Origin of the sequence: Tissierella carlieri (assembly GCF_018917285.1) — a bacterium.
Classification (GTDB): domain Bacteria; phylum Bacillota; class Clostridia; order Tissierellales; family Tissierellaceae; genus Tissierella; species Tissierella carlieri.
This window is the reverse complement of sequence record NZ_JAHLOH010000042.1, coordinates 97,088-116,816: the sequence shown is the minus strand read 5'-3', so window position 1 is coordinate 116,816 and position 19,729 is coordinate 97,088. Positions and strand designations below refer to the sequence as shown.

Sequence of the window (19,729 nt, the reverse complement as noted above, 5' to 3'; positions counted from 1 at the left end):
TATATTATAGGAACAGGAAGACGGTTAAAAAGAAATATACTTAGGATTGATTCTATTATATGATAATTAAGTAGTTGGAATAGTTTACCTAGTAATATATAATGTAGATAAAAGTAAAAAAAGGAGGAAATTAGATGAAAAAACTAAGAGCATTTATGAATAATAGAAAATTGATTATACTAAATCAGATAGAGTTAGCTTTTATAGATGCTAAGGTATGGAACAGAGTATTTGGGGAAGGTGTGAAGCATACAGCCTACCATGTACAAAGACAAGCTAATATTGTAACATTAGAATCTCTGCTATAATAATACCATGGCTGGTAAAAGGTGGGATGAGCCTAGAATATATGATTTATAACAGCTTAAAATAGGAGGACATAAATGAAATTAAATAATATGGTAAATAAATTGGAATTTATATTAATACTATCAATAGTAATAATGTCTATGCCAATAAATATATTTGCGAGCGACCTAACACCTAGATTGGCACCTATGAATCCAGAGTTTTTAGATTATATAAATGAGATAGATTATATCGAAGAAGATGGCGAATTGAACTATATGAATTTGAAAGATAAAACATCTATTCAAATATATGAGAGAGGGATTATACCGGAACCATTTATCATAAATCGAAGCTCAAGAATAAATTTCAGTGAGATGTATAATAGAGTCTATCCTGAAAGATTTGATTTGAGAAACATCAATAAGGTAACTTCTATTAAGGATCAAGGGAGAAATGGTTCATGCTGGACATTTGCAGCATATTCATCTTTAGAATCATATCTAATGCCAAGAGAGATATGGGATTTTTCAGAGAAAAACATGCGAAATAATCATGGCTTTGATTATGGTCCAAATGATGGAGGCAATAGATCTATGTCAACTGCTTATATGGCCAGATGGGAAGGACCTGTTTTAGAAGCTGATGATCCTTATGATGAATATGGTTTCTATTCTCCATCAAATCTTCAAATTCAAAAACATCTTACTAATGTACTTTATATACCTGATAGAAAAGATTATTTAGATAATGAATTGATAAAGTATGCCTTAATGGAATATGGAGCTGTCCAGACTAGTATTTATTCAAATGAAGTATACTATAACAGTGTAACAGCATCTCATTATTATAATGGATCAATAGGAACAGACCATGCAGTGTCTATAGTTGGATGGGATGATAATTATAGTCTTACTAATTTTAGAATTGCACCTCCTGGAGATGGAGCTTTTATAGTAAAAAACAGTTGGGGTACAAATTGGGGAGAAGAAGGATACTTTTATGTATCATACTATGATACTAATGTAGGTAAATCCAATGCAATATATATTGTAGAAGAACCATATAAATTTGATAGTATATATCAATATGATCCATTAGGAATGGTCACTAGTATGGGATACGGAACTGATACTGGATGGTTTGCAAATGTTTTTCGCACTGGAGATAGAGATAAAAGCCTCGAAGGTGTAGGCTTTTTTGTGAGTGAAGATAATTGTAGATATGAAGTATATGTAAATACAGACTATATGGGAAATTTGAACAATAGTAGAAAAGTTGCGAGTGGGGAGATAGATTTTGCTGGGTATCATACCATAGAATTTCCAGGTGAGAGAATAAGTAGAGGAAGTAACTTTGCAGTTATTGTTAAAATAATAAGTAGCACAGGAGGGTATCAAATCCCATTAGAGAGACAAATCAGTGGCTATACCAGTGGAGCACGGGCAGAAGTTGGACAAAGCTTTATTGGGTATGATGGTTTTGTTTGGACAGACGTAAACCAGATATATCCTAATACAAATGTAAATCTAAAGGCTTTTACAATTGACAAAGAACCAGAGCCACAACCTGACCCATATGAGGAATATGAAACATGGGGAAACATACTACATACAACATTGCTAGACTATTCATGGACTATTAAATTAAGTATGCCCCTAGATAATGATACTGTAGATGAGTTTACTGTTTATATTATAGATGAAGACTATAATAAATTAAGTTTTATTACTCCAGAAGTGCAAAATGATACTAAGTATGGATATATAAAACTTAATAATAATGGATTATTCGAAGTGGACAGGCAGTACTGGATAATTATAGAGGACATTTTGCAGTCGGTTAGTGGGAAAATGTTAGAAAAAAGATTCAAAATTCCATTTATAGTATAGCCATAGAACTATTGGTCGAGTGAAAAATATCCTGCCAAATGAATAGTAAAGATAAATTAGATAACTATAATGGAGTTATAGGTATTTGAAATCCCTGATAGATATAAAAGATGCCAAAGGGGTACGCAGAAGAATTGAAGTATTTTAGCAGATTTTGAGAAGATGACCATTAGTATGATGTAAAATGGAGAAAATAACCATTATTGACTGGAAGAAATAAATGATTATTTAATTTGTAATACAAATGTCATAGTATTGTAACCTTAGTGTCTTTGACAAAAGCATTATTTTATAATATCATAATAATATAAGATAATACAATAGGAAGTAGAAATAAAAAAGGGAGGTAACAGTATGAATAATATTAAGAAAAAAGCAGTTGCTGTTCTAGGGGCTGCTACAATACTTGGAACATCAGTATTTACAGGAGTTATGGCAGCGGGAACGGATGTAGTTGGAAAGATTGCCAATATGAAAATTTTCAACAATGGTGCGGCAATATCTGTACCAAGTGATCAACAGCCTATTATAGTAAATAATAGAACCTATCTACCGGTTAGAGCATTAGGTGAGGCTTTAGGAAAACAGGTTAGTTGGAGTCAAAATGATCCTAATAGCGTATATATTTCAGCTGGTGCAAATGAGCAACAATATAGCCAACTTGCTTTGGATTTAAATCAAGCTAAAATTCAAATAGTGGAAAAAGAAGCGAAGATTAAAGAATTAGAAGCTAAGGTTAAAAATTTAGAGGAAGAGCTTAAAAAGAAAGAAGATAGTGTAACAGGTCTAACTGCTTTTGAAAAGGATCTTAACAAATATTATGGGGATTATGAAAAACTAAGAGTTGATATTACTTTGAGAGAAAAAAGTAGTTCTATAGTTGTAGATATTGATATAAATAAGAGCTATTATACTGCTTGGGATAAATTATCATATACAAAACAAGAAAGATTGATATCAGATATAGTAAGTGATATTCAAAAGGAATATAAATATCCTAAGGTAGAAGGAACTTTAAGTGCAGGAACTAAAGCTTCATCCTATGACTTCTATACAGATAGCAAGGATAAACTGCAAATAGATGTACAATCAGGCTCAGGATCTTCCAGTAGAGGAGATTATGCATCTTTAGAAAGATATATAATAAGCGAATATAGTGAAGTATATGATGCGAGTATCACAGAATACGATTATAATATAGTAGCTGATATCGAGCTAAAAAGTAATAGATATACAACTGATGAATTATATGATTTGAGAACTGATATTGGATATGACATTGATGTAGATTTAAACAGAAGTGCTAAATATAAAATATATGTAGACTTCTACTATAATGGAAAATTAGTGGATCAAGATAGATAGTCTGTAAAGAAGCAAGTAGTTATCTACTTGCTTTTTTATAACCTAACTTAGCGAACGATAGTGAGCTTTAGTAGGTCAAACGCAACGAGAACCAAATCTATGTGAGCGTAACGAGCAAATAGATTTGAGTTTCGAGACTGTGGGATATTAAAATTGTTTCACTAGATAGAGAGTGGGAATATATAAAATATAACTAATATAGGGGGTAGTAGATATGCACAAGAATAAGAAGATTATATCTGGCTTGCTAATTTTCCTGATGATGATTGGCTTTGGAAATATTTCTTTAGCTAAAACAGGAAACGAGAAAATAGATTGGCTGGTAGAGAAGAAGTTTGTAGTAGGTGGAGGAGATGGAGATTTAAATTTAAATGGTAATTTAACACGAGAAGAAGCGGCTACAATTATAGTAAAAGCTTTAGGGAAAGAATCTCTGGCACCTTTATATCAAAACATTGAAAATAAATTTACTGATATGAATGCTAAAACATGGTCTAATGGAATGGTAAATGCAGCAGTAGAGGCGAATATAGTTAGCGGTTATCCTGATAATACCTTTAGACCAAAGGAGAATATAACCTATCAAGAGATAGTGGTTATGTTAGTTCAAGTTAAAGGTGGATTAACTGAAGAGGAAGTAAAATCAGCACCTTGGCCAACACCATATATCTTGAAGGCAGATCAACTTGGTATATTAGATGGAATTAAAATTGATGATGTAAAGGCTAAGATAACAAGACTCAAAGCCTTTGAAATGTTATATAATACTGTAGCTAAAGAAGATATAGATGAAGAAGGTCTATATAGCTATAAGGCTTTAGTAACAGAAATAGAGAGAGTACATGCCATAGATGAAAATGAATTAGGACTTGTTATACTTGAATCTGCCGAAGGCAACAAATATAGTGTTAATGATTATACTAGAGCAAGATTTAACAATATAGACAATGTTGACGATTTACTTGGTAAGGTTATTAAGGTTAAATTAGATGAAAATAATAATATTAAAAGCTATGAAATAGATAACTCATATAAGTATGTGGCAGGTTTAGTGGAATTTAAAAGAGACGAAGCACTATTGATGGGAGATACCTATGATATTTTATCTGAAGGTAGCTTAGCTAAGGCAAATGATAAGCTTCATTTTGTGTATCATAATGATGAAAAAATAAATTATAATGATTTATATAATAAGGAAACATCAGATTTTGCAAGAATTACTTTAGACAGAGATAAAGTAATTGCCATAGAATCCTTTGATTTCTCTAAGGTAGAGCCTATTGAGAAAGTTGACGGTAATAAGGTGACATTTACTGACGGAAGAACCATAGCAGTAGATGGAGCTATAATGCTACAAGATAATAGCCTAGTAGCAGCTGATTTAAAGGATGTTGATGAATTAAATGTAGGACATGTATATGACGACAATAAGCTTTTAATCAGCAATAAAATAGATTTAAAGGGTAAACTAGATAATGTAGTTTCTAGAAATGGAAAAGACGTAGTTGTGAAAATAGATGATAAAGAATATAAGGTTTCAAATAAGTTTAATATGCTATATTCCACTGATGGAGAAGAATTTATAGTTTTAGATTCAGAGAAAGCTTATGATGATATATACCTATTAAGGGGACAAGAAGTGGCTTATGGACTAGATGCAGCTAATAATATTAAATATATAGTTTCATCTAAGGTTCAAAATGAAGATTTTTATATAGTAGATAGAGCTTTGGTTAAAGAAATTCGTCTAATAGATAGCAATGGAAATAAGGTTGAATTTGAAATAGATTTAAAATCCAAATTAGAAAATTCTCAAGGTAAAAAACTTGAATTAAAGGATTTATCATCAGGAGATTTAGTATATATCCTTAAGGATGGTAAATATATTGAAAAATTGTCTTTAGTTAAGGATTTCAATGGCATTAAAAACTCATCTGTAAAGGTAGATAAGGATTCTCAGGGTAAATTTACTATAGATAGAAGATATATAGCTAATAAAGATGCAAGATCCTTCCTATTCTACGAAGATGGTAAAGAGTTAAAAGAAGTTAAGGCATTAGAACTGGAAAAGATATTATCAAATGCTAGCTTAGATTCTAATCTGAGGGTATTCATGTTTTCAGATTATGAATTCGATAAGCTTGGACTAAGCAAGAATGTCATAACCTCAGGAGTAGAGAATAGAATCAACCTATTTATATTTACAGGATTTAAACAAACTACAGAAGGAACCATAGAAGAGCTAGTTAAGCTAAGATATGATTTTAAAGCTAATTATGATGATGAAATCGAAGGATTTATAGGAGAAGAACCAGTGAGAATAAAGCTGGATAAAAATACTAAGCTTCAAAACCTAGCTGTAGGGGATTATATTAAGGTTTATATGAATTCTGAGGATAAAATAGTTAAAGGCGAATTAATATTTAGAGATGCGGATAAATTCATAGAAGTGGTTGATGTAGATACTAGCTCCGGAAAACTAATAGAGATTACTGTAATGGAAAATGGTAAAGCAAAATCCTATTGGGTTAGCAAAGAGCATATAGAGCTTGGAACTGCTAAAAAAGGCTCTTTTGTTAAGCTTCATTTAGATAATGAAGGAGAAGTAGATATAATCTTAGTAAAATAATAATAAGCAAGGTCAATATTGACCTTGCTTATACCATTCTATAAAGTCTTTCATGAATATTTGCACCCCACTATAGTTAAGGTGGGCATCATCTCTAAAGTTTTCATTGATAAATAAATTCTTTTCTTTATTTACTATATTGTAATCCCTATAGGGTACATCCAGTTCATCAGCAAAATCTGCAATCTTTTTATGAAGCATATCATAGTTTTTAATATAGTCCATTGAAACATTGGCAATAGGTGCTGTCACAAATATAGGTGTAATTCCTTCATCTTTGCAGAGTTTAACTATTTTTTCAATATAGGATTTTTGTGTTTCATTAAAATCCCATGTAGCACCATCAAATTCAATAAATTGATTGGTTTCATGGAACTCTGATTCAGGTATAACTATATTTGAATATATAAACCCTCTCGATCTATGATAGCTCACTCCAGGAACATTTTTTTGTTCCTCCTCTATAGGCTTGAGTTGCTTTTCTATATCTTCTTTTAATTCATCGTTCCAATAGCTAAATACATCCTGCTGAAATCTAACAGGTTTAAAAATATATTTTACCAGTTCGTTTAAGGGAAAAGCATTTCTTAAAAATTCTCTTTCGAATTCCTTGTTATTTATTGCTGAAATAACTGTATCTGCTTGCTTTAATTCAAATTCATTACTAAGCATATCCCAATATAATTCAAATACCATTACCTTAGGCTTATGATATTTTAGGACTTCCTTTAAAACATAGTAAGTAGAATCAGCATGTTGTAGTGGAGAACCAAAGTTAAAACTGCTAGTTCCAATTTCTGCATCAATGATTTCAGGATCAAAGGTACAATATGCATGGGATGAGCCTATAAATATTAGATCTAAGGTATTAGGTTCTAAAGTATAAAACTCAGTCCATGCCTTTTTATATGCAGATGTAATTTGATTTTCATTGCTTATATCCTCATAGTAATTTCCGATATAATGTAATAAAATTGATAAGATGATTATAAATATAATCAATTTTATCCATATAAATCTTTTCCTATTAGAACTGGAAGTATATGAATTGGTTTGCATTGAAGTATACCCCCATCGTTAATATTATCAATAATAGTATGATATAAAAGGAACCTTCTATTATAAAATTAGAGTTATTGAGAGTTAAATATAAAGGTCTTTTCCTAGCAATAAGCTCTCCAATAGATAATAATATAATAGAGGCAATTCCCAATAAAAACTCAAAGAAACTAAGTCCCATATTATTGGCTACTAAGTATAGATAATTTATATCTTTCCAACTATCTATATCTGAAAATAAATTCTCTATAATATAAATTGCATCAGAAATGGAATTTGCTCTAAAGAATATCCAAGTAAAGCACACTAAAGTAAAGGTAAATATTACCTGAAATAATTTTAGAACGAAGCTATTATTAAGCCTTAAGGTTGACTTAACCTTAGAGCGAACTCTTTTAGTCATATGGGCTATAATCTGATATATACCATGTAGTCCTCCCCAAATGACAAATGTCCAATTTGCACCATGCCAAAGGCCACTGAGTAAAAATGTAATTAATACATTAAAATAATATCTAGGCTTACTTACTCTATTTCCACCTAAGGGTATATATAGATAGTCTCTAAACCAAGTGGATAGAGAAATATGCCATCTTCTCCAAAACTCCTGTATACTTTTAGAAAGATATGGTCTATCAAAATTTCTCATCAAATCAATATCCAATACCTTTGCAGCTCCTAAGGCTATTTCCGAGTATGCAGAGAAATCACAATATATCTGAAAAGCAAATAATATGGTGGCTACAATATAGTATATACCTGAGAAATCCTGTGGAGAGTTATATACTGCATTAACGGCTACGGCTAATCTATCTGCTATTACTATTTTTTTGAAAAATCCTATTACCATAATCTTTATACCATCTAAGACCCTATAGATGTCAAAATAAGCCTTCTTACGTAATTGGGGTAGTAATCTATCGGAACGTTCAATTGGTCCTGCCACAAGCTGAGGAAAGAAGGTTACATATAAGGATAGCATAAAGAAATTCTTCTCAGGTTTAATATCTCCTCTATATACATCTATAGTATAACTCAATGTTTGAAAAGTATAAAATGATATTCCCATGGGAAGAAGTATATCAAAATGTCCAATTGGATAATTAAGATTGAAATATGCAAATACATTCCCTAAAGAATCATTGAGAAAGGAAAAATATTTATATATAAATAATACTCCAAAGCTAATACCTAAGCTAAGAACCAGCCAAAATTTTCTAATTCCTTGATTTTTATGTTTACTTATTATTAAAGCTGCAATATAGTTTATTATGGTACATAATAGTATCAATAGTATATAGACAGGTTTCCAAGCCATGTAGAAATAATAGGAGCTAACTAAAAGCAGAACCCACCTAAATCTATGGGGAAGAATATAATAAACTAAGGTTACAACAATAAAAAATATAATAAACTGTACTGAATTAAATAACATATTAGCACCTCATAGATTAGTTTTACACTAGTATTATAAAGTATTTATCATATATTATCAAGGGACATAATCAAAAGGGACAGGATCAGTGTCCCATAGTAGGGATAAAGCGGAAATTTTCGTATAATACGAAATAGATAAAATAATTGAATAAATCCATTGACTGGTACACATTAAATACGTATAATAATAATTAAGATAGTAAGTGTGTTGGGGGGATTACAATGAAACGAAGGGACTTAATAAAGAGGCTAGAAAAGAACGGATGGTGGAAACTCAGGGAGGGTGCAAATCACGACATATATACGAATGGAGAGGTAAGAGAGCCTATACCACGACACACTGAGATAAATGAGCTTTTAGCAAAAGCGATTATTAAGCGGCAAGGACTGAAATGACCTCTAATAGTCGCATTTACCAAGGAGGTTGATAAGATGAAAAAAGTATATCCTATAATTTTAATTCCAGCTGAGACAGGATATGTCGTATATGTTCCAGATTTAAAAATAAATACAGAAGGAGCGGATATAGCAGATGCAATTGAAATGGCACGAGATGCCATTGGGTTATGGGGAATAACTGAGGAGGATTGTGGGAGAAATATTCCAGAGCCAACAACAATAGAAATGGAAAAAATAGAGCATGGTAGTGATGATATAGTTACTCTTGTAGATGTTGATTTCAAAGCATATCGTAGAGCAAATGACATGAGAACAATTAGGAAAAATGTAACTATTCCTAGCTGGTTAAATGAGGCAGCAGAAAAAGAAGGAATAAACTTCTCCCAATTATTACAAGAAGCGTTAAAAGACCGATTACAATTACAATAAAATACTAGGATAAGATAAGGACAGGGGGACAGTGCTGTCCCCAAAATATAAGATTATACTAATTATGTAATATCATATGAAGTACATCTACAACAAAAACACCATCAAAGTAGCCAATAAATTACTAACAAAATTTACAACATCGTTATTTATAATGGAAAAACCTTTAACAAGCCTATTAGGCTTGTTTTTATATACTTTTTTTTCAGTAAATGACTTTATTTCCTCACAATAATATTGAGCCTGTATAGAAGCTCCCAGTATACTATCTATAATTGATCCTATAAATCCCAGAATTAGACATACTAAAGAATAAGTAAGTCCTTGCCGTATATCATTATATATTACAATATAAGCAATTAAAAACATTGAAGATATAAAGGCTGAGCCTAGAAAGGCAAAGGTAGTTCCCAATATACTTATACCGCCAGACATTCCTTTTTCTATAGGTTTAAGGGTTAATATAGATAAGGGCTTATCCTTGCTTAATACACCTACTTCAGAGGCCCAGGTATCTGAAGTCGCAACTCCAAAGGATACAGCATAAGCTAATAGAAATATAGGGCTATTGTAAATATAATATAAGATAGCCAAAACAAGTCCTATTCCTCCATTGACAAAAACCTGAATATAGTCACGCCTTCCACCTTTTTGATTTAATTTATCAAGATTTTTCTTATTATTTCCTTTAAATTTAGTTAAAAGACTAGAGGACACAAAAAAGGCTATCATTATATTGAAGAACCATAAACCTCCAAAAAAATAGATTGCAGTACCTAACGCTATAGCAGCTAAAAAGCCACTTATATTCAATGATGATTTTTTATAAGCTGCAAAGGAAACTAAAGAAGAATAAACTAATCCTATTGTAAAATTTAACATTTAACCACTTCCTAAACTTGTAATAATAGAATGATATAAAAAAACATTGCAGATCCTAATGGTACAGTAAGATTGTCTAATCCAAGGGGAGAAAACAACTCTAAGGCTGTGCTAAGAAATGCTAACATAAAGCTAAATAATAATATATTAACAGGGTTGAATATGTATAATATTATTATAGAGACTATAAAAGAGAAAACAAACATAGCCAAGCTACCTTCTATACTTTTATCATTTCTCAATATTTTAAACTTGTGATTTCCAAAGTTTACTCCTACAATTGCAGCGAAGCCATCACCATACCCCATTATTAGGATGCCTAAAGCACCTATGTAAGAGAGTTCTTTGTTCTTGAAAGTAATCAAAGATAAAACCAGTAAAGATAAGGCATAGTAGACAGTCCCCAAATCTTTTCTTGATCCATCTCTTTCCATAGCATTAAAGATCTGTTTTTTATACGATATATAATTGATAATAACAAAGAGTCCTGGTACAATTGCTGCACTTATATTATTGTCAAAAAAAATCATTGCTATAATCCACCAATTGGAAACACCTATATGAATAAATTTTCTACTGCCCTCATTAGATAAAATATTTAGTTTTTTCATTAAAGAAGCCGCACCTATGATTAAAAATACAAAAATTATAGATACCAATATTCCAATTATATTATTCAAATCAAATTCTCCTATCTCTTTGGTTAAAAAATACATATAATACATAATATCATTAATTTACAAAAATTAAAAGAAAGCTCCCATATCGTCTAAAAATCGCATATTTTTGAGCTAATTTTTTTGTTAGTAGATAAAATTTATGAATAAAACAGGAACATAAATAAGAGTTATAGATAAAAAAGGAAATATAAGGATGAAGCAATTTATCTATTAGCCAAATAGCTATTTTCTTATGGATGAAGAATTTTCTCAAAATTGCAAAAAATAATATATTCTGTTAGTATAAAATTAAAGGAAATTTCAGTTACATAGATTATAGTTATAAAGCTGCAAAATATTAAAATAGTTTAACTTTTATCTTCACTTAGCAAGAAAGAAGGGATGATTAAATGAATCTTACAGTAAGAGACATACTTAGTTTAGGTGGTTTAAGAGATGCTAGTATAGTAGCTGGTAATGGTGGAGTCAATAATATAGTAGATAGTATAAGTGTTTTGGAAGTGGCAGACTCTAATATTTCAAAATGGGTGCTAAAAAACGAATTATATATAACTTCATTTTATGCAATTCATACAAATATTGAAAAGCAAAAAGAGGTAATAAGAGCCTTACATAAGTCAGGTGGCTGTGGCCTTGTACTATGTCATATTGATATGTGGATAAAAGATATTGACAAAGAAATAATAGAACTATGTAATACTATAGATTTCCCTCTCATTGTTGCAAATTCTGAAGTTTCTTATGTAGAGATATTAAACCCTATAATAGAAAAACTTATGAAAATAAATATAGATAATTTCCAGCTACTTCTTTCAACACAAAATAAGCTAATAGAACAGGTTGCAAATAAAGAAGAATTGGAAGATATATTTAACAATATTTCAAGTATGTTTGAACAAGAAATATTGTTTCTTGACTTAGACAATAATTGTATATTCTCTAAAAATGCAGATAAAAACACTATAAAAACAGTAGAGGATTATTTAAAACTCAACTTCAACACTATAAACTCAGAATGTGATAAGTTTAATTACTGTATCAAAAATATTGGACAAAAGAAGAAGGTATTATATCCTATTAAAACTATAGGTAAGTTCTATGGTTTTGTAGTAGTCGGATATGAAGAAGAAAGATTTGAACATACATTGAGAAAAATAGAAAATATTGCTAAGATATGCACATTGATTTATACAAAAAAAAGTAGAATCCAAGAATTAGAAGAAATTAATATTCAAGATTATATTGGTGATTTAATTACTTGGAATTTTAGGAGTGAAGAAGTTGCTTTAAAGGCAGGATTAGACATTAATTGGGATATCGTCAATAAAACTAGACTCATGATTATTAATATTAATAGCATTCAAGAAAATTTATCTAGTAAAGGTGTAAAGGATATTCAAAATTATGCTAAGAAGGTTCTATATCCTACCTTGTCTCAGGAGGTTAAATATTCTAACCCTAATAATTTAATTGGATTTAGATCTGATGTGATCTTTATATTATTACATAGTAATAATGATAAAATCAAAGATAAAGATAAGGCCAGTTCTTTAGGTCAAAGGATATTAAAAATATGTAATAATGATTTCATAGGCTCTGTATCCATAGGAATAAGCAACCATATGGAAGAAGTTACTGAAATTCCTAAGGCATATAAGGAGGCCACAAGTGCCGCTATAATGGGACGAAATTTATTTGGAGAAAATAGGGTAGTTAAATATAATGAGCTAGGTTTTTTTCCATTATTAAAGGATCTGAAATTTAATGATGATATTAGAGTTATAATTGATTATTTATTAGCACCATTAATAGATTATGATAGGGCCAATGGTACTGATTTAATAGAGACATTGAAAAATCTCTTAGATAATAATATGAATATTTCAACAGTCGCTAAGGATATGTATTTGCACAAAAATACTGTACTTTATAGAAAAAACAAGATAACTGAAATATTGAATGATAATCCATTTGAAATGCCATATACGCTCAATTATTTATTGGCATTTATGATAAATAGTCTATAACAAAGAAATTTTAGGTGGTATGTGTTTGTGCTTTTGCACAAATATATACCTTTATATTTGTCTTTTACTATAATGTAATATCAATTAAGAGATGTTAAAATTAAAATTAATCAACAAAATAAAAAATAGGAGGGAAAATGTATGACTACCAACATTCAAACCCATCACACATCCCAACTGAGAGAGTACCTGAAAACCAGAAAAAAGGTTTTTTTGATGTTGCCATTGTAGCAGCAGGTTTCTGTATTGCCATGTCAGGACTCTTTACTGGAGCGTCGATAGCAGTAGGTCTTGATCTAAAACAAGCAATTATAGCCTCTTTTATTGGTAACACTATTTTATCTATTTATGGTGGTGCAGTAGGTGCTGCAGGGGCTAAAGAAGGTGTAGCTACTCCAATGTTAGCTAGACCAGGATTTGGAAGACAAGGTTCAAAGGTTGTAAGTTTAGTACTTGCTCTTAGTATGTTAGGTTGGTTTTCTGTTCAAGTAGGATTCTTTGGAGACACAATTAATGCTATGTTCCCTAACGGTGGATTTTTAACTACAAAATATGTGGCAGCATTTTGGGGTGGGATACTAATGCTTTTAACTGCCTACTATGGCTACAAAGGAATTAGCCTATTAAGCAAGATAGCGGTTCCGCTAATAGTCATTACTGCAACGATAGGTATGATTGTGGCAGTAAAGCAAGTAGGAGGCTGGAACGTGGTTGCAAGTATGAAACCAGAGCAATCTATGGGCTTAGGAGCTGGAATAGTAATGGTTGTAGGATCATTTGCAGGAGGGGCTTCTGCCCAAGCAGATATTACAAGATATGCAAAATCTACAAAAGTAGCTTGGTTAGGTACAATTTTCGGATATATGGTTGCAAATGTTTTCATTATAATGGCTGGATTTGTAACTACAGTAGCTACTGGTATAGGTGATCTTCCATCAGCTATGCTACAACTAGGTCTTGGTATCCCTGCATTATTAGTACTTATAGGTGCACAGTGGACTACTAATGATAATAATTTATATACCTCATCCTTGGGACTTGCAAATATTATCAATGTAGATAGATCAAAGATAGTTCTTGTATCAGGTGTTATAGCTACTCTTGTAGGTGTTGCAGGTCTATCAAACTACTTCGCTGATTGGTTGGTTTTATTAGGTATAGGAGTTCCACCAATGGCAGGAATAATATTGGCAGACTACTTCTTTATTAGCAATCAAAAATATGAGTATGGCAAAGGTAGTGAATATTGTCAGTGGAATATAAATGCATTTATAAGCTGGGCAATAGCTTGTTTGGTAGGTTACTTTGTTAATTGGGGAATAGCTTCACTAAATTCACTAATCGTAGGAATGGTAGTATATATAATTCTTATGAAGATGAATAAGGATAAGAAGATTGGATTAATTGGCACATATATTGAACCATAATAGTTCAATTTATAATAAAAATAATATCAAGGGGGAATTTAATATGCCAAAATATATGGATATGGAATTAGCACAAGCAGCATATAAGTTGATGCATGATATGGTTAAAGTAAAAAAAGGTGAAAGCGTATTAATTACAATTGATTCAGTTTCTGATTTTAGAGTTGCAGAGGAAATAGCAAAAATGTCAGAAGCTTTAGGGGCAAAGGTAATGGTAGCATGGCACTCAACACCAAAGGGATATGGGGCGTTAACTATGCCATATTTACCAGAACCTCTGATTGCTTGTGCAGATAAAACAGATGTATGGATAGAATTAAATGACCAATGGCTTCTTTATTCACCACTGTGGGACAAGGCTGTTACTAATGGAAGAACCAGACAGGTAATGCTTGGTGGTCTAGGAATTGAAAGAATTGTAAGGAATATTGGAAAAGTTGATATGGATATTCAAAAACAATTTCAAGATGAACTAACAAGAATGACTAAGGAAGCATCTGAAGTAAGGATAACAAATAAAGCTGGTACAGATGTATCCTTTAAAAATGACCCTAATAGACCAATTAATAGCGAAATAGATTATAGTGTTCCAGGGGCACATTTCTTAATAGGACAAATTGGATGGGCTCCTATAGAAGAAAGTATTAATGGTAGAATTGCTATTGATGGAGCATTAAGTGGTGGTGGAGATGCAGAACTAGGAGTATTAGATGAGGTCATAACTTATGTTGTTGAAAAGGGAAGAATAGTTGATTTTGAAGGTGGCAGCAAGGCAGAATTAGTTAAAAATTATTTCAAATCTCTGAATGATCCAAATATGTATATTGCAGCACATGTTTGCTATGGCTGTAGCCCTAATGCAAAGTTAGAAGGATGTACAACTGAAGATGAAAGGGTTTGGGGTAGTACAGAGTGGGGCTTCGGTCACCAAGGATCTAATTATTCTGGTGGTGAATCAAGAGAGGCTAAGAGTCATATTGACGGTATTTGCTTAAATTGCTCAGTTTGGTTAGATGGTCGCCAAATATTAAAAGATGGTGTTTTCATAGATCCAAAACTAGAAGAACTTGCAAAAAAACTAGGTAAATAAATAAACTTTGGCTGTCAGTAATCTGGCAGCCAAATTACAGTACTTCTAATAAAGGATGGTGCTACAATGAAAAAAATAATAAATATAGGAGCAGATCCATTTCCCCCATATCAATATTATGATGAAGATGGAAATCTAAAAGGCTCTGATTATGAAAATATAAAAAACAAATTTGAAAATATGGGGTATGAAGTAAATATAGTTTTAGATGAGTGGAAAATCATTGAAGATAATATTGTCAACAAGAAATTAGATGCAGCATTTCAAGTACAATATACTAAGGAGAGAGAAAGCAAATACTTTTTTTCAAATTTATTTAGAAATGCAATTACAGAAGTAGTTACAGGTAATCCAGAAATAAAGCTTAACTCCTATAAAGAAATAGAAGAAAACAAGTTGACTTTAGGTGTTATAGCTAATTATACCTATGGTGATGATATTGATAATATTGATTCTTCTTTGAAGGTTAGCTACAAAGACCAAACAGAGCTTCTCAAGGCTATTAATGATAAGGTAGTTGATTTGGGCATATTTGATAAGGGTGTAAAAGAATATATATTAGAAAAAGAAGAATTCTCAAATATACATTCAATAAAAGCCTTAGAATTTATAAGACCACTATATGTAGTATTTAGTAATGAAAGCTTGAGAAATGAGTGGAATGAGAAGTAAATAAAGGCATAGAAAACATAGGAAAAGATTGTATCCTGTGTTTTCTTTTATTTTCAGCAAGTCCAAAAAGTACCAGGTACCATCCGACTTTTATCGAAACTTGCCAATAAAAAATATGATTATGAATTTGCTACATTTCATCATAGTATCATTGAATTATGTTACCTTTATGTATGTAACAGAGATTGGGTGGAATGAAGAATAAATAAGCTTCAAGTTGTGATTATTAAGAAAGTGTGTTTATAATAATTTTGCAAAATAATTTCAAAATTGAATAACATATTTGACTTTTGAGCATAATATAAGTATAATATGAAGTGTGATTTTGCAAAATAATTGCAGAATGGAGGGAAAAAATATGCTTTTGGAATTTAGAACAAAAAATTATAAATCTTTTGTAGATGAAACTGTTTTTTCAATGACGGCTGCACCGAAGCAAAAAGGTTTAGATTACAGTCTACTTATAGAAAGAATAAAAGGCAAAAATATTAAGGGGTTATGTTCATCGGTGATATATGGGCCTAATGCAGCAGGGAAAACTAATATTATTGGTGCAATGGACACTTTTAGAGCTATTGTATTACGAGGAAACATTCGAAATTCCGAAGAGAAAACTACACTAAATCCAGCAGCGAATGCATTGGAATTGATACCGAACAATAATGCAAGATGTTCAGAACCTGTATTATTCTCTATAGACTTTATAGAAAATAGCCTTCTTATTCATTACTCCATAAATTTAGATTTAGGTTGCTTTCTGGATGATACTTACTCTAGAAAAGTATTAAAGGAAGAGCTTTATGTAAATGGAGAAAAAATATTTTTAAGAGAAGATGGGCTTTCTTTCGGTAATTTGAAGAGCATAAAAAACTATTTAGTTGATACTACTTATCAAAATGAAAAGAGTGTTATTGAAATATCTAGAAATAGTTTAAATGATGAGGAACTTTTTCTAACAAACGGATTTAAATTAATATTTAGCCAGAATTTTGTAAAATTAATTACAGAATGGTTTGCAAAGAAATTTATGGTTATTTATAGAGCGGATTCAATGCAGCTTATTAAGCGCTTTGTTGATCCTCAGAAGCAAACGGTTTATGTGGAAAAGACTACAAATAATGCTGCAAGACTATTTGGAATTAATTCTAATGCATTGGGATATGTCATAAGCGATGATGAAGAAGATGCAAAGCTATGTTCAATTTTTGAAGATATAAAAGACCAAAAAAGAGCTGCAATGGCCGCAGAGATATTTGAATCTTATGGAACAATTCGTTTTGTTAATATGTTTCCTTTAGTAATTAGAGCAATATTGACAGGAGGCACGTTAGTAGTTGATGAGTTTGATGCTTCTATTCATCCCATGGCATTGATGAGTATTATAAACATTTTTCATAATGACGATATCAATATTAAACATGCACAATTAATTTTTAATACTCATAATCCAATATTTTTAAATTCAAACTTATTCAGACGGGATGAAATTAAATTTGTTGAAAGAGATGAGGATGCTCATAATAGTGTAGTATATGCTTTATCTGATTTTGGAACTACTGGTGAAAAAGGAGTGCGTAAGCATGAAGATTATATGAAAAACTATTTTATCAGTCAATATGGAGCTATTAAAGATATTGATTTTACACCAATCTTCGAGGAATTGATTTCTCAAGAAAGAGAGGTGTAATAATGGCGAAATTGAAATCAACTAAAAAATATTATTTTAGTGTAGAAGGTGAAACGGAGCAGTGGTATCTTAAGTGGTTACAAGGTGAAATCAATGATTCTTCAGAAGCTACATTCAAGGTTTCTTTTGATTGTCCTATAGAGAAGAATCCATTAAAAAGGGCAAAGTCACTTGTTGTTATTAGAAAAACAGACATTTACCATATTTCTGATTATGAAAGTGACGAACCGATCCATGTGAAAGAATTTAAAGATACTATGGATAATATGAAAAAGGCTAAAGAATTAGGCAAGCAAATAACATATAAATTTGGATACACCAATTTAACTTTTGATTTGTGGATTGTTTTGCATAAGGCTGATTGTAATGGTCCCTTTGCGCATAGGCGACAATACCTTCTTCCAATTAATCGAGCTTTTAATGAGAATTTTGAAAGTATGGATGATTACAAGCATGAAGCCAATTTTAAACGTATCTTGAATAAATTAACGTTGACAGATGTAATAACTGCTGTTAACCGTGCAAAAGTCATTATGCAACGTAATAAAGATAATGGATATATACTACATGAATATAAAGGATTCAAATATTACAAAGAGAATCCCTCATTAGGAATATGGGAGGTTATTAAAAAAATATTAAAAGACTGTGAATTAGTCTAATGATTTAAATGCAATTGTGGGTAGAACATTAGTATCTAGTTGAGGAACAAGGAGGATACTAAAGGCATGAAGCAAAAAATATGTTTTATTTTATTGTTTACTTTTATACTTTCATTAAGCTTTGGTAGATATGGAACAGATCAAGAAGGTTGGCAAAAATTCATAAAACACTTTATTTGGATAAATAATTAATTTTTTTAATGCTCGCAAAACAAAAAAGAAACTAGTAAATTTTATTTTTCTAGTTTCTTTTCTAATTTTAATATTTCTATAGTAGCTTCTATACCATACTTTAAAACTTTATCAAGCATATCTTTAGTAATAGGTTCATTTTTATCTATAATTCCTTCATTCAACAATCTTTCCCTAATTTTCTCTTCTATTTCGTTATATCCTTTAGATTTAAAATTATCATTGAACAAGTTAGTATCGGATTTGGTATAATCTTTTTTATTGTTAGTACGTCCAAGGAGATAGTCAGTGGAACATTCGAGAACTTCTGATATTCTTGTGATTATTTCTGCTTTTGGCTCTCTCAAATTATTCTCATATCGTGATAGACTAGCTTCAGTAATACCTGTTTTTTCAGCTAATTCTTTTTGACTTAAATTAAACTGTTTTCTCAATTCTAATATTCTTTCACCAATACTTGCCACTTGTTATGTTCCTCCTAAATAATATCTTACCAATATTATAATCCATATAAGTTTTACTAGCATTATATTTACCAAAAATACAAGAAAGATGTTGACGTATTACCAAACGGTATGGTAACATTATGTTACCGAATGGTAATTTGATTAAAAACAACTTGCCAATTATTACAATAGCTTAAACATCATCTTTTACTTATTTATTTAATTTACTAATATTTGTATGCTTTATTTTTGAATGACCAATATTTTATCAGGAGGTGAATCTAATGAGAAATCTATATAAAAAATTCATAACTCTTAACTATAACAAGTCATCATGGTCAATTCATATTTTAGTCCTATCACTAGCGTTTTTGCAGATATTTCTTTTATAAAATTTGCTTTTAATTATAGTATTAGATCTAGCTTTATCAAAAAAATATAATTTAAAATCAATATCTGTACACCA

At 30.7% G+C, this 19,729-nt stretch carries 17 protein-coding genes; 12 read left to right on the top strand and 5 right to left on the bottom strand.

Annotated elements, in window-relative coordinates; all coding sequences use genetic code 11:
• Positions 1-134: 134 nt before the first annotated feature.
• The 4 genes from KQI38_RS13895 (at position 135) to KQI38_RS13880 (ending at position 6,174) form a co-directional block, all read left to right on the top strand.
• Entirely contained in the window at positions 135-308 is a 174-nt protein-coding gene (locus tag KQI38_RS13895) for a hypothetical protein (protein WP_216560456.1), read from the top strand.
• 75 nt (positions 309-383) lie between these two features.
• Positions 384-2,180, top strand: coding sequence for a C1 family peptidase (locus tag KQI38_RS13890; RefSeq protein WP_216560453.1), 1,797 nt, complete (start codon positions 384-386; stop codon positions 2,178-2,180).
• A 354-nt stretch (positions 2,181-2,534) separates the two neighbouring features.
• Positions 2,535-3,545 carry a stalk domain-containing protein gene (locus KQI38_RS13885; protein WP_216560450.1) on the top strand — a complete coding sequence of 337 codons (1,011 nt, stop codon included), beginning with the start codon at positions 2,535-2,537 and terminating at the stop codon, positions 3,543-3,545.
• A 214-nt stretch (positions 3,546-3,759) separates the two neighbouring features.
• Positions 3,760-6,174, top strand: a complete 2,415-nt coding sequence (locus tag KQI38_RS13880; protein WP_216560447.1) for an S-layer homology domain-containing protein — start codon at positions 3,760-3,762, stop codon at positions 6,172-6,174.
• Positions 6,175-6,186: 12 nt separating this feature from the next.
• Here the strand turns inward: KQI38_RS13880 and KQI38_RS13875 are convergent, their stop codons facing one another.
• Both KQI38_RS13875 and KQI38_RS13870 read right to left on the bottom strand, forming a co-directional pair.
• The gene (locus KQI38_RS13875) at positions 6,187-7,233 is read right to left on the bottom strand and encodes a hypothetical protein (RefSeq protein WP_216560444.1); all 1,047 of its coding nucleotides are present in this window, start codon (positions 7,231-7,233) and stop codon (positions 6,187-6,189) included.
• A complete protein-coding gene (locus tag KQI38_RS13870) occupies positions 7,202-8,551 on the bottom strand; it encodes an MBOAT family O-acyltransferase (protein ID WP_216560440.1) in 1,350 nt (449 codons plus the stop codon). The genes KQI38_RS13875 and KQI38_RS13870 overlap by 32 nt, the downstream gene beginning before the upstream one ends.
• Before the next feature lie 341 nt (positions 8,552-8,892).
• Between KQI38_RS13870 and KQI38_RS13865 the strand changes: the two genes are divergently transcribed.
• Together KQI38_RS13865 and KQI38_RS13860 are read left to right on the top strand one after the other, a co-directional pair.
• A complete protein-coding gene (locus tag KQI38_RS13865) occupies positions 8,893-9,066 on the top strand; it encodes a type II toxin-antitoxin system HicA family toxin (protein ID WP_216560437.1) in 174 nt (57 codons plus the stop codon).
• Between the two features lie 36 nt (positions 9,067-9,102).
• Complete coding sequence (locus KQI38_RS13860; protein ID WP_216560434.1) at positions 9,103-9,498, top strand: type II toxin-antitoxin system HicB family antitoxin; 396 nt, start codon at positions 9,103-9,105, stop codon at positions 9,496-9,498.
• An 87-nt stretch (positions 9,499-9,585) separates the two neighbouring features.
• On the opposite strand, the gene KQI38_RS13855 is transcribed toward KQI38_RS13860, so the two are convergent.
• Positions 9,586-10,380 (bottom strand): DUF92 domain-containing protein, encoded by a 795-nt coding sequence (locus KQI38_RS13855; RefSeq protein WP_216560431.1) that lies wholly within the window; start codon positions 10,378-10,380, stop codon positions 9,586-9,588.
• Between the two features lie 11 nt (positions 10,381-10,391).
• Complete coding sequence (locus tag KQI38_RS13850) at positions 10,392-11,060, bottom strand: diacylglycerol/polyprenol kinase family protein (protein ID WP_216560428.1); 669 nt, start codon at positions 11,058-11,060, stop codon at positions 10,392-10,394.
• A gap of 389 nt (positions 11,061-11,449) precedes the next feature.
• Here KQI38_RS13850 and KQI38_RS13845 point away from each other — a divergent pair, with 389 nt between their 5' ends.
• The 6 genes from KQI38_RS13845 to KQI38_RS13820 all read left to right on the top strand — a co-directional run bounded on the left by KQI38_RS13845 (position 11,450) and on the right by KQI38_RS13820 (position 18,625).
• Entirely contained in the window at positions 11,450-13,087 is a 1,638-nt protein-coding gene (locus KQI38_RS13845; protein WP_216560425.1) for a PucR family transcriptional regulator, read from the top strand.
• A gap of 137 nt (positions 13,088-13,224) precedes the next feature.
• On the top strand, positions 13,225-14,514 hold the full coding sequence (locus tag KQI38_RS13840; RefSeq protein WP_216560422.1) for a cytosine permease: 1,290 nt from the start codon (positions 13,225-13,227) through the stop codon (positions 14,512-14,514).
• A gap of 43 nt (positions 14,515-14,557) precedes the next feature.
• A complete protein-coding gene (locus tag KQI38_RS13835; protein WP_216560420.1) occupies positions 14,558-15,604 on the top strand; it encodes a 2,5-dihydroxypyridine 5,6-dioxygenase NicX family protein in 1,047 nt (348 codons plus the stop codon).
• Positions 15,605-15,670: 66 nt separating this feature from the next.
• Complete coding sequence (locus tag KQI38_RS13830) at positions 15,671-16,276, top strand: substrate-binding periplasmic protein (protein ID WP_216560417.1); 606 nt, start codon at positions 15,671-15,673, stop codon at positions 16,274-16,276.
• 358 nt (positions 16,277-16,634) lie between these two features.
• Positions 16,635-17,963: an AAA family ATPase gene (locus tag KQI38_RS13825; protein ID WP_216560414.1), complete on the top strand. Its 1,329-nt coding sequence runs from the start codon at positions 16,635-16,637 to the stop codon at positions 17,961-17,963.
• 2 nt (positions 17,964-17,965) lie between these two features.
• Entirely contained in the window at positions 17,966-18,625 is a 660-nt protein-coding gene (locus KQI38_RS13820) for an RloB domain-containing protein (RefSeq protein WP_216560411.1), read from the top strand.
• Positions 18,626-18,858: 233 nt separating this feature from the next.
• Here KQI38_RS13820 and KQI38_RS13815 read toward each other — a convergent pair whose 3' ends face one another.
• A complete protein-coding gene (locus KQI38_RS13815; RefSeq protein WP_216560408.1) occupies positions 18,859-19,281 on the bottom strand; it encodes a helix-turn-helix domain-containing protein in 423 nt (140 codons plus the stop codon).
• Positions 19,282-19,729 lie beyond the last annotated feature (448 nt).

Bases quoted from the DNA above. Each gene is read 5' to 3' on its own strand.
- KQI38_RS13835 (WP_216560420.1), top strand. From the start codon at position 14,558: ATGCCAAAATATATGGATATGGAATTAGCACAAGCAGCATATAAGTTG.
- KQI38_RS13870 (WP_216560440.1), bottom strand. From the start codon at position 8,551: ATGGCTTGGAAACCTGTCTATATACTATTGATACTATTATGTACCATA.
- KQI38_RS13875 (WP_216560444.1), bottom strand. From the start codon at position 7,233: ATGCAAACCAATTCATATACTTCCAGTTCTAATAGGAAAAGATTTATA.
- KQI38_RS13830 (WP_216560417.1), top strand. From the start codon at position 15,671: ATGAAAAAAATAATAAATATAGGAGCAGATCCATTTCCCCCATATCAA.
- KQI38_RS13885 (WP_216560450.1), top strand. From the start codon at position 2,535: ATGAATAATATTAAGAAAAAAGCAGTTGCTGTTCTAGGGGCTGCTACA.
- KQI38_RS13820 (WP_216560411.1), top strand. From the start codon at position 17,966: ATGGCGAAATTGAAATCAACTAAAAAATATTATTTTAGTGTAGAAGGT.
- KQI38_RS13880 (WP_216560447.1), top strand. From the start codon at position 3,760: ATGCACAAGAATAAGAAGATTATATCTGGCTTGCTAATTTTCCTGATG.
- KQI38_RS13860 (WP_216560434.1), top strand. From the start codon at position 9,103: ATGAAAAAAGTATATCCTATAATTTTAATTCCAGCTGAGACAGGATAT.
- KQI38_RS13855 (WP_216560431.1), bottom strand. From the start codon at position 10,380: ATGTTAAATTTTACAATAGGATTAGTTTATTCTTCTTTAGTTTCCTTT.
- KQI38_RS13845 (WP_216560425.1), top strand. From the start codon at position 11,450: ATGAATCTTACAGTAAGAGACATACTTAGTTTAGGTGGTTTAAGAGAT.
- KQI38_RS13890 (WP_216560453.1), top strand. From the start codon at position 384: ATGAAATTAAATAATATGGTAAATAAATTGGAATTTATATTAATACTA.
- KQI38_RS13825 (WP_216560414.1), top strand. From the start codon at position 16,635: ATGCTTTTGGAATTTAGAACAAAAAATTATAAATCTTTTGTAGATGAA.
- KQI38_RS13895 (WP_216560456.1), top strand. From the start codon at position 135: ATGAAAAAACTAAGAGCATTTATGAATAATAGAAAATTGATTATACTA.
- KQI38_RS13840 (WP_216560422.1), top strand. From the start codon at position 13,225: ATGTATGACTACCAACATTCAAACCCATCACACATCCCAACTGAGAGA.
- KQI38_RS13865 (WP_216560437.1), top strand. From the start codon at position 8,893: ATGAAACGAAGGGACTTAATAAAGAGGCTAGAAAAGAACGGATGGTGG.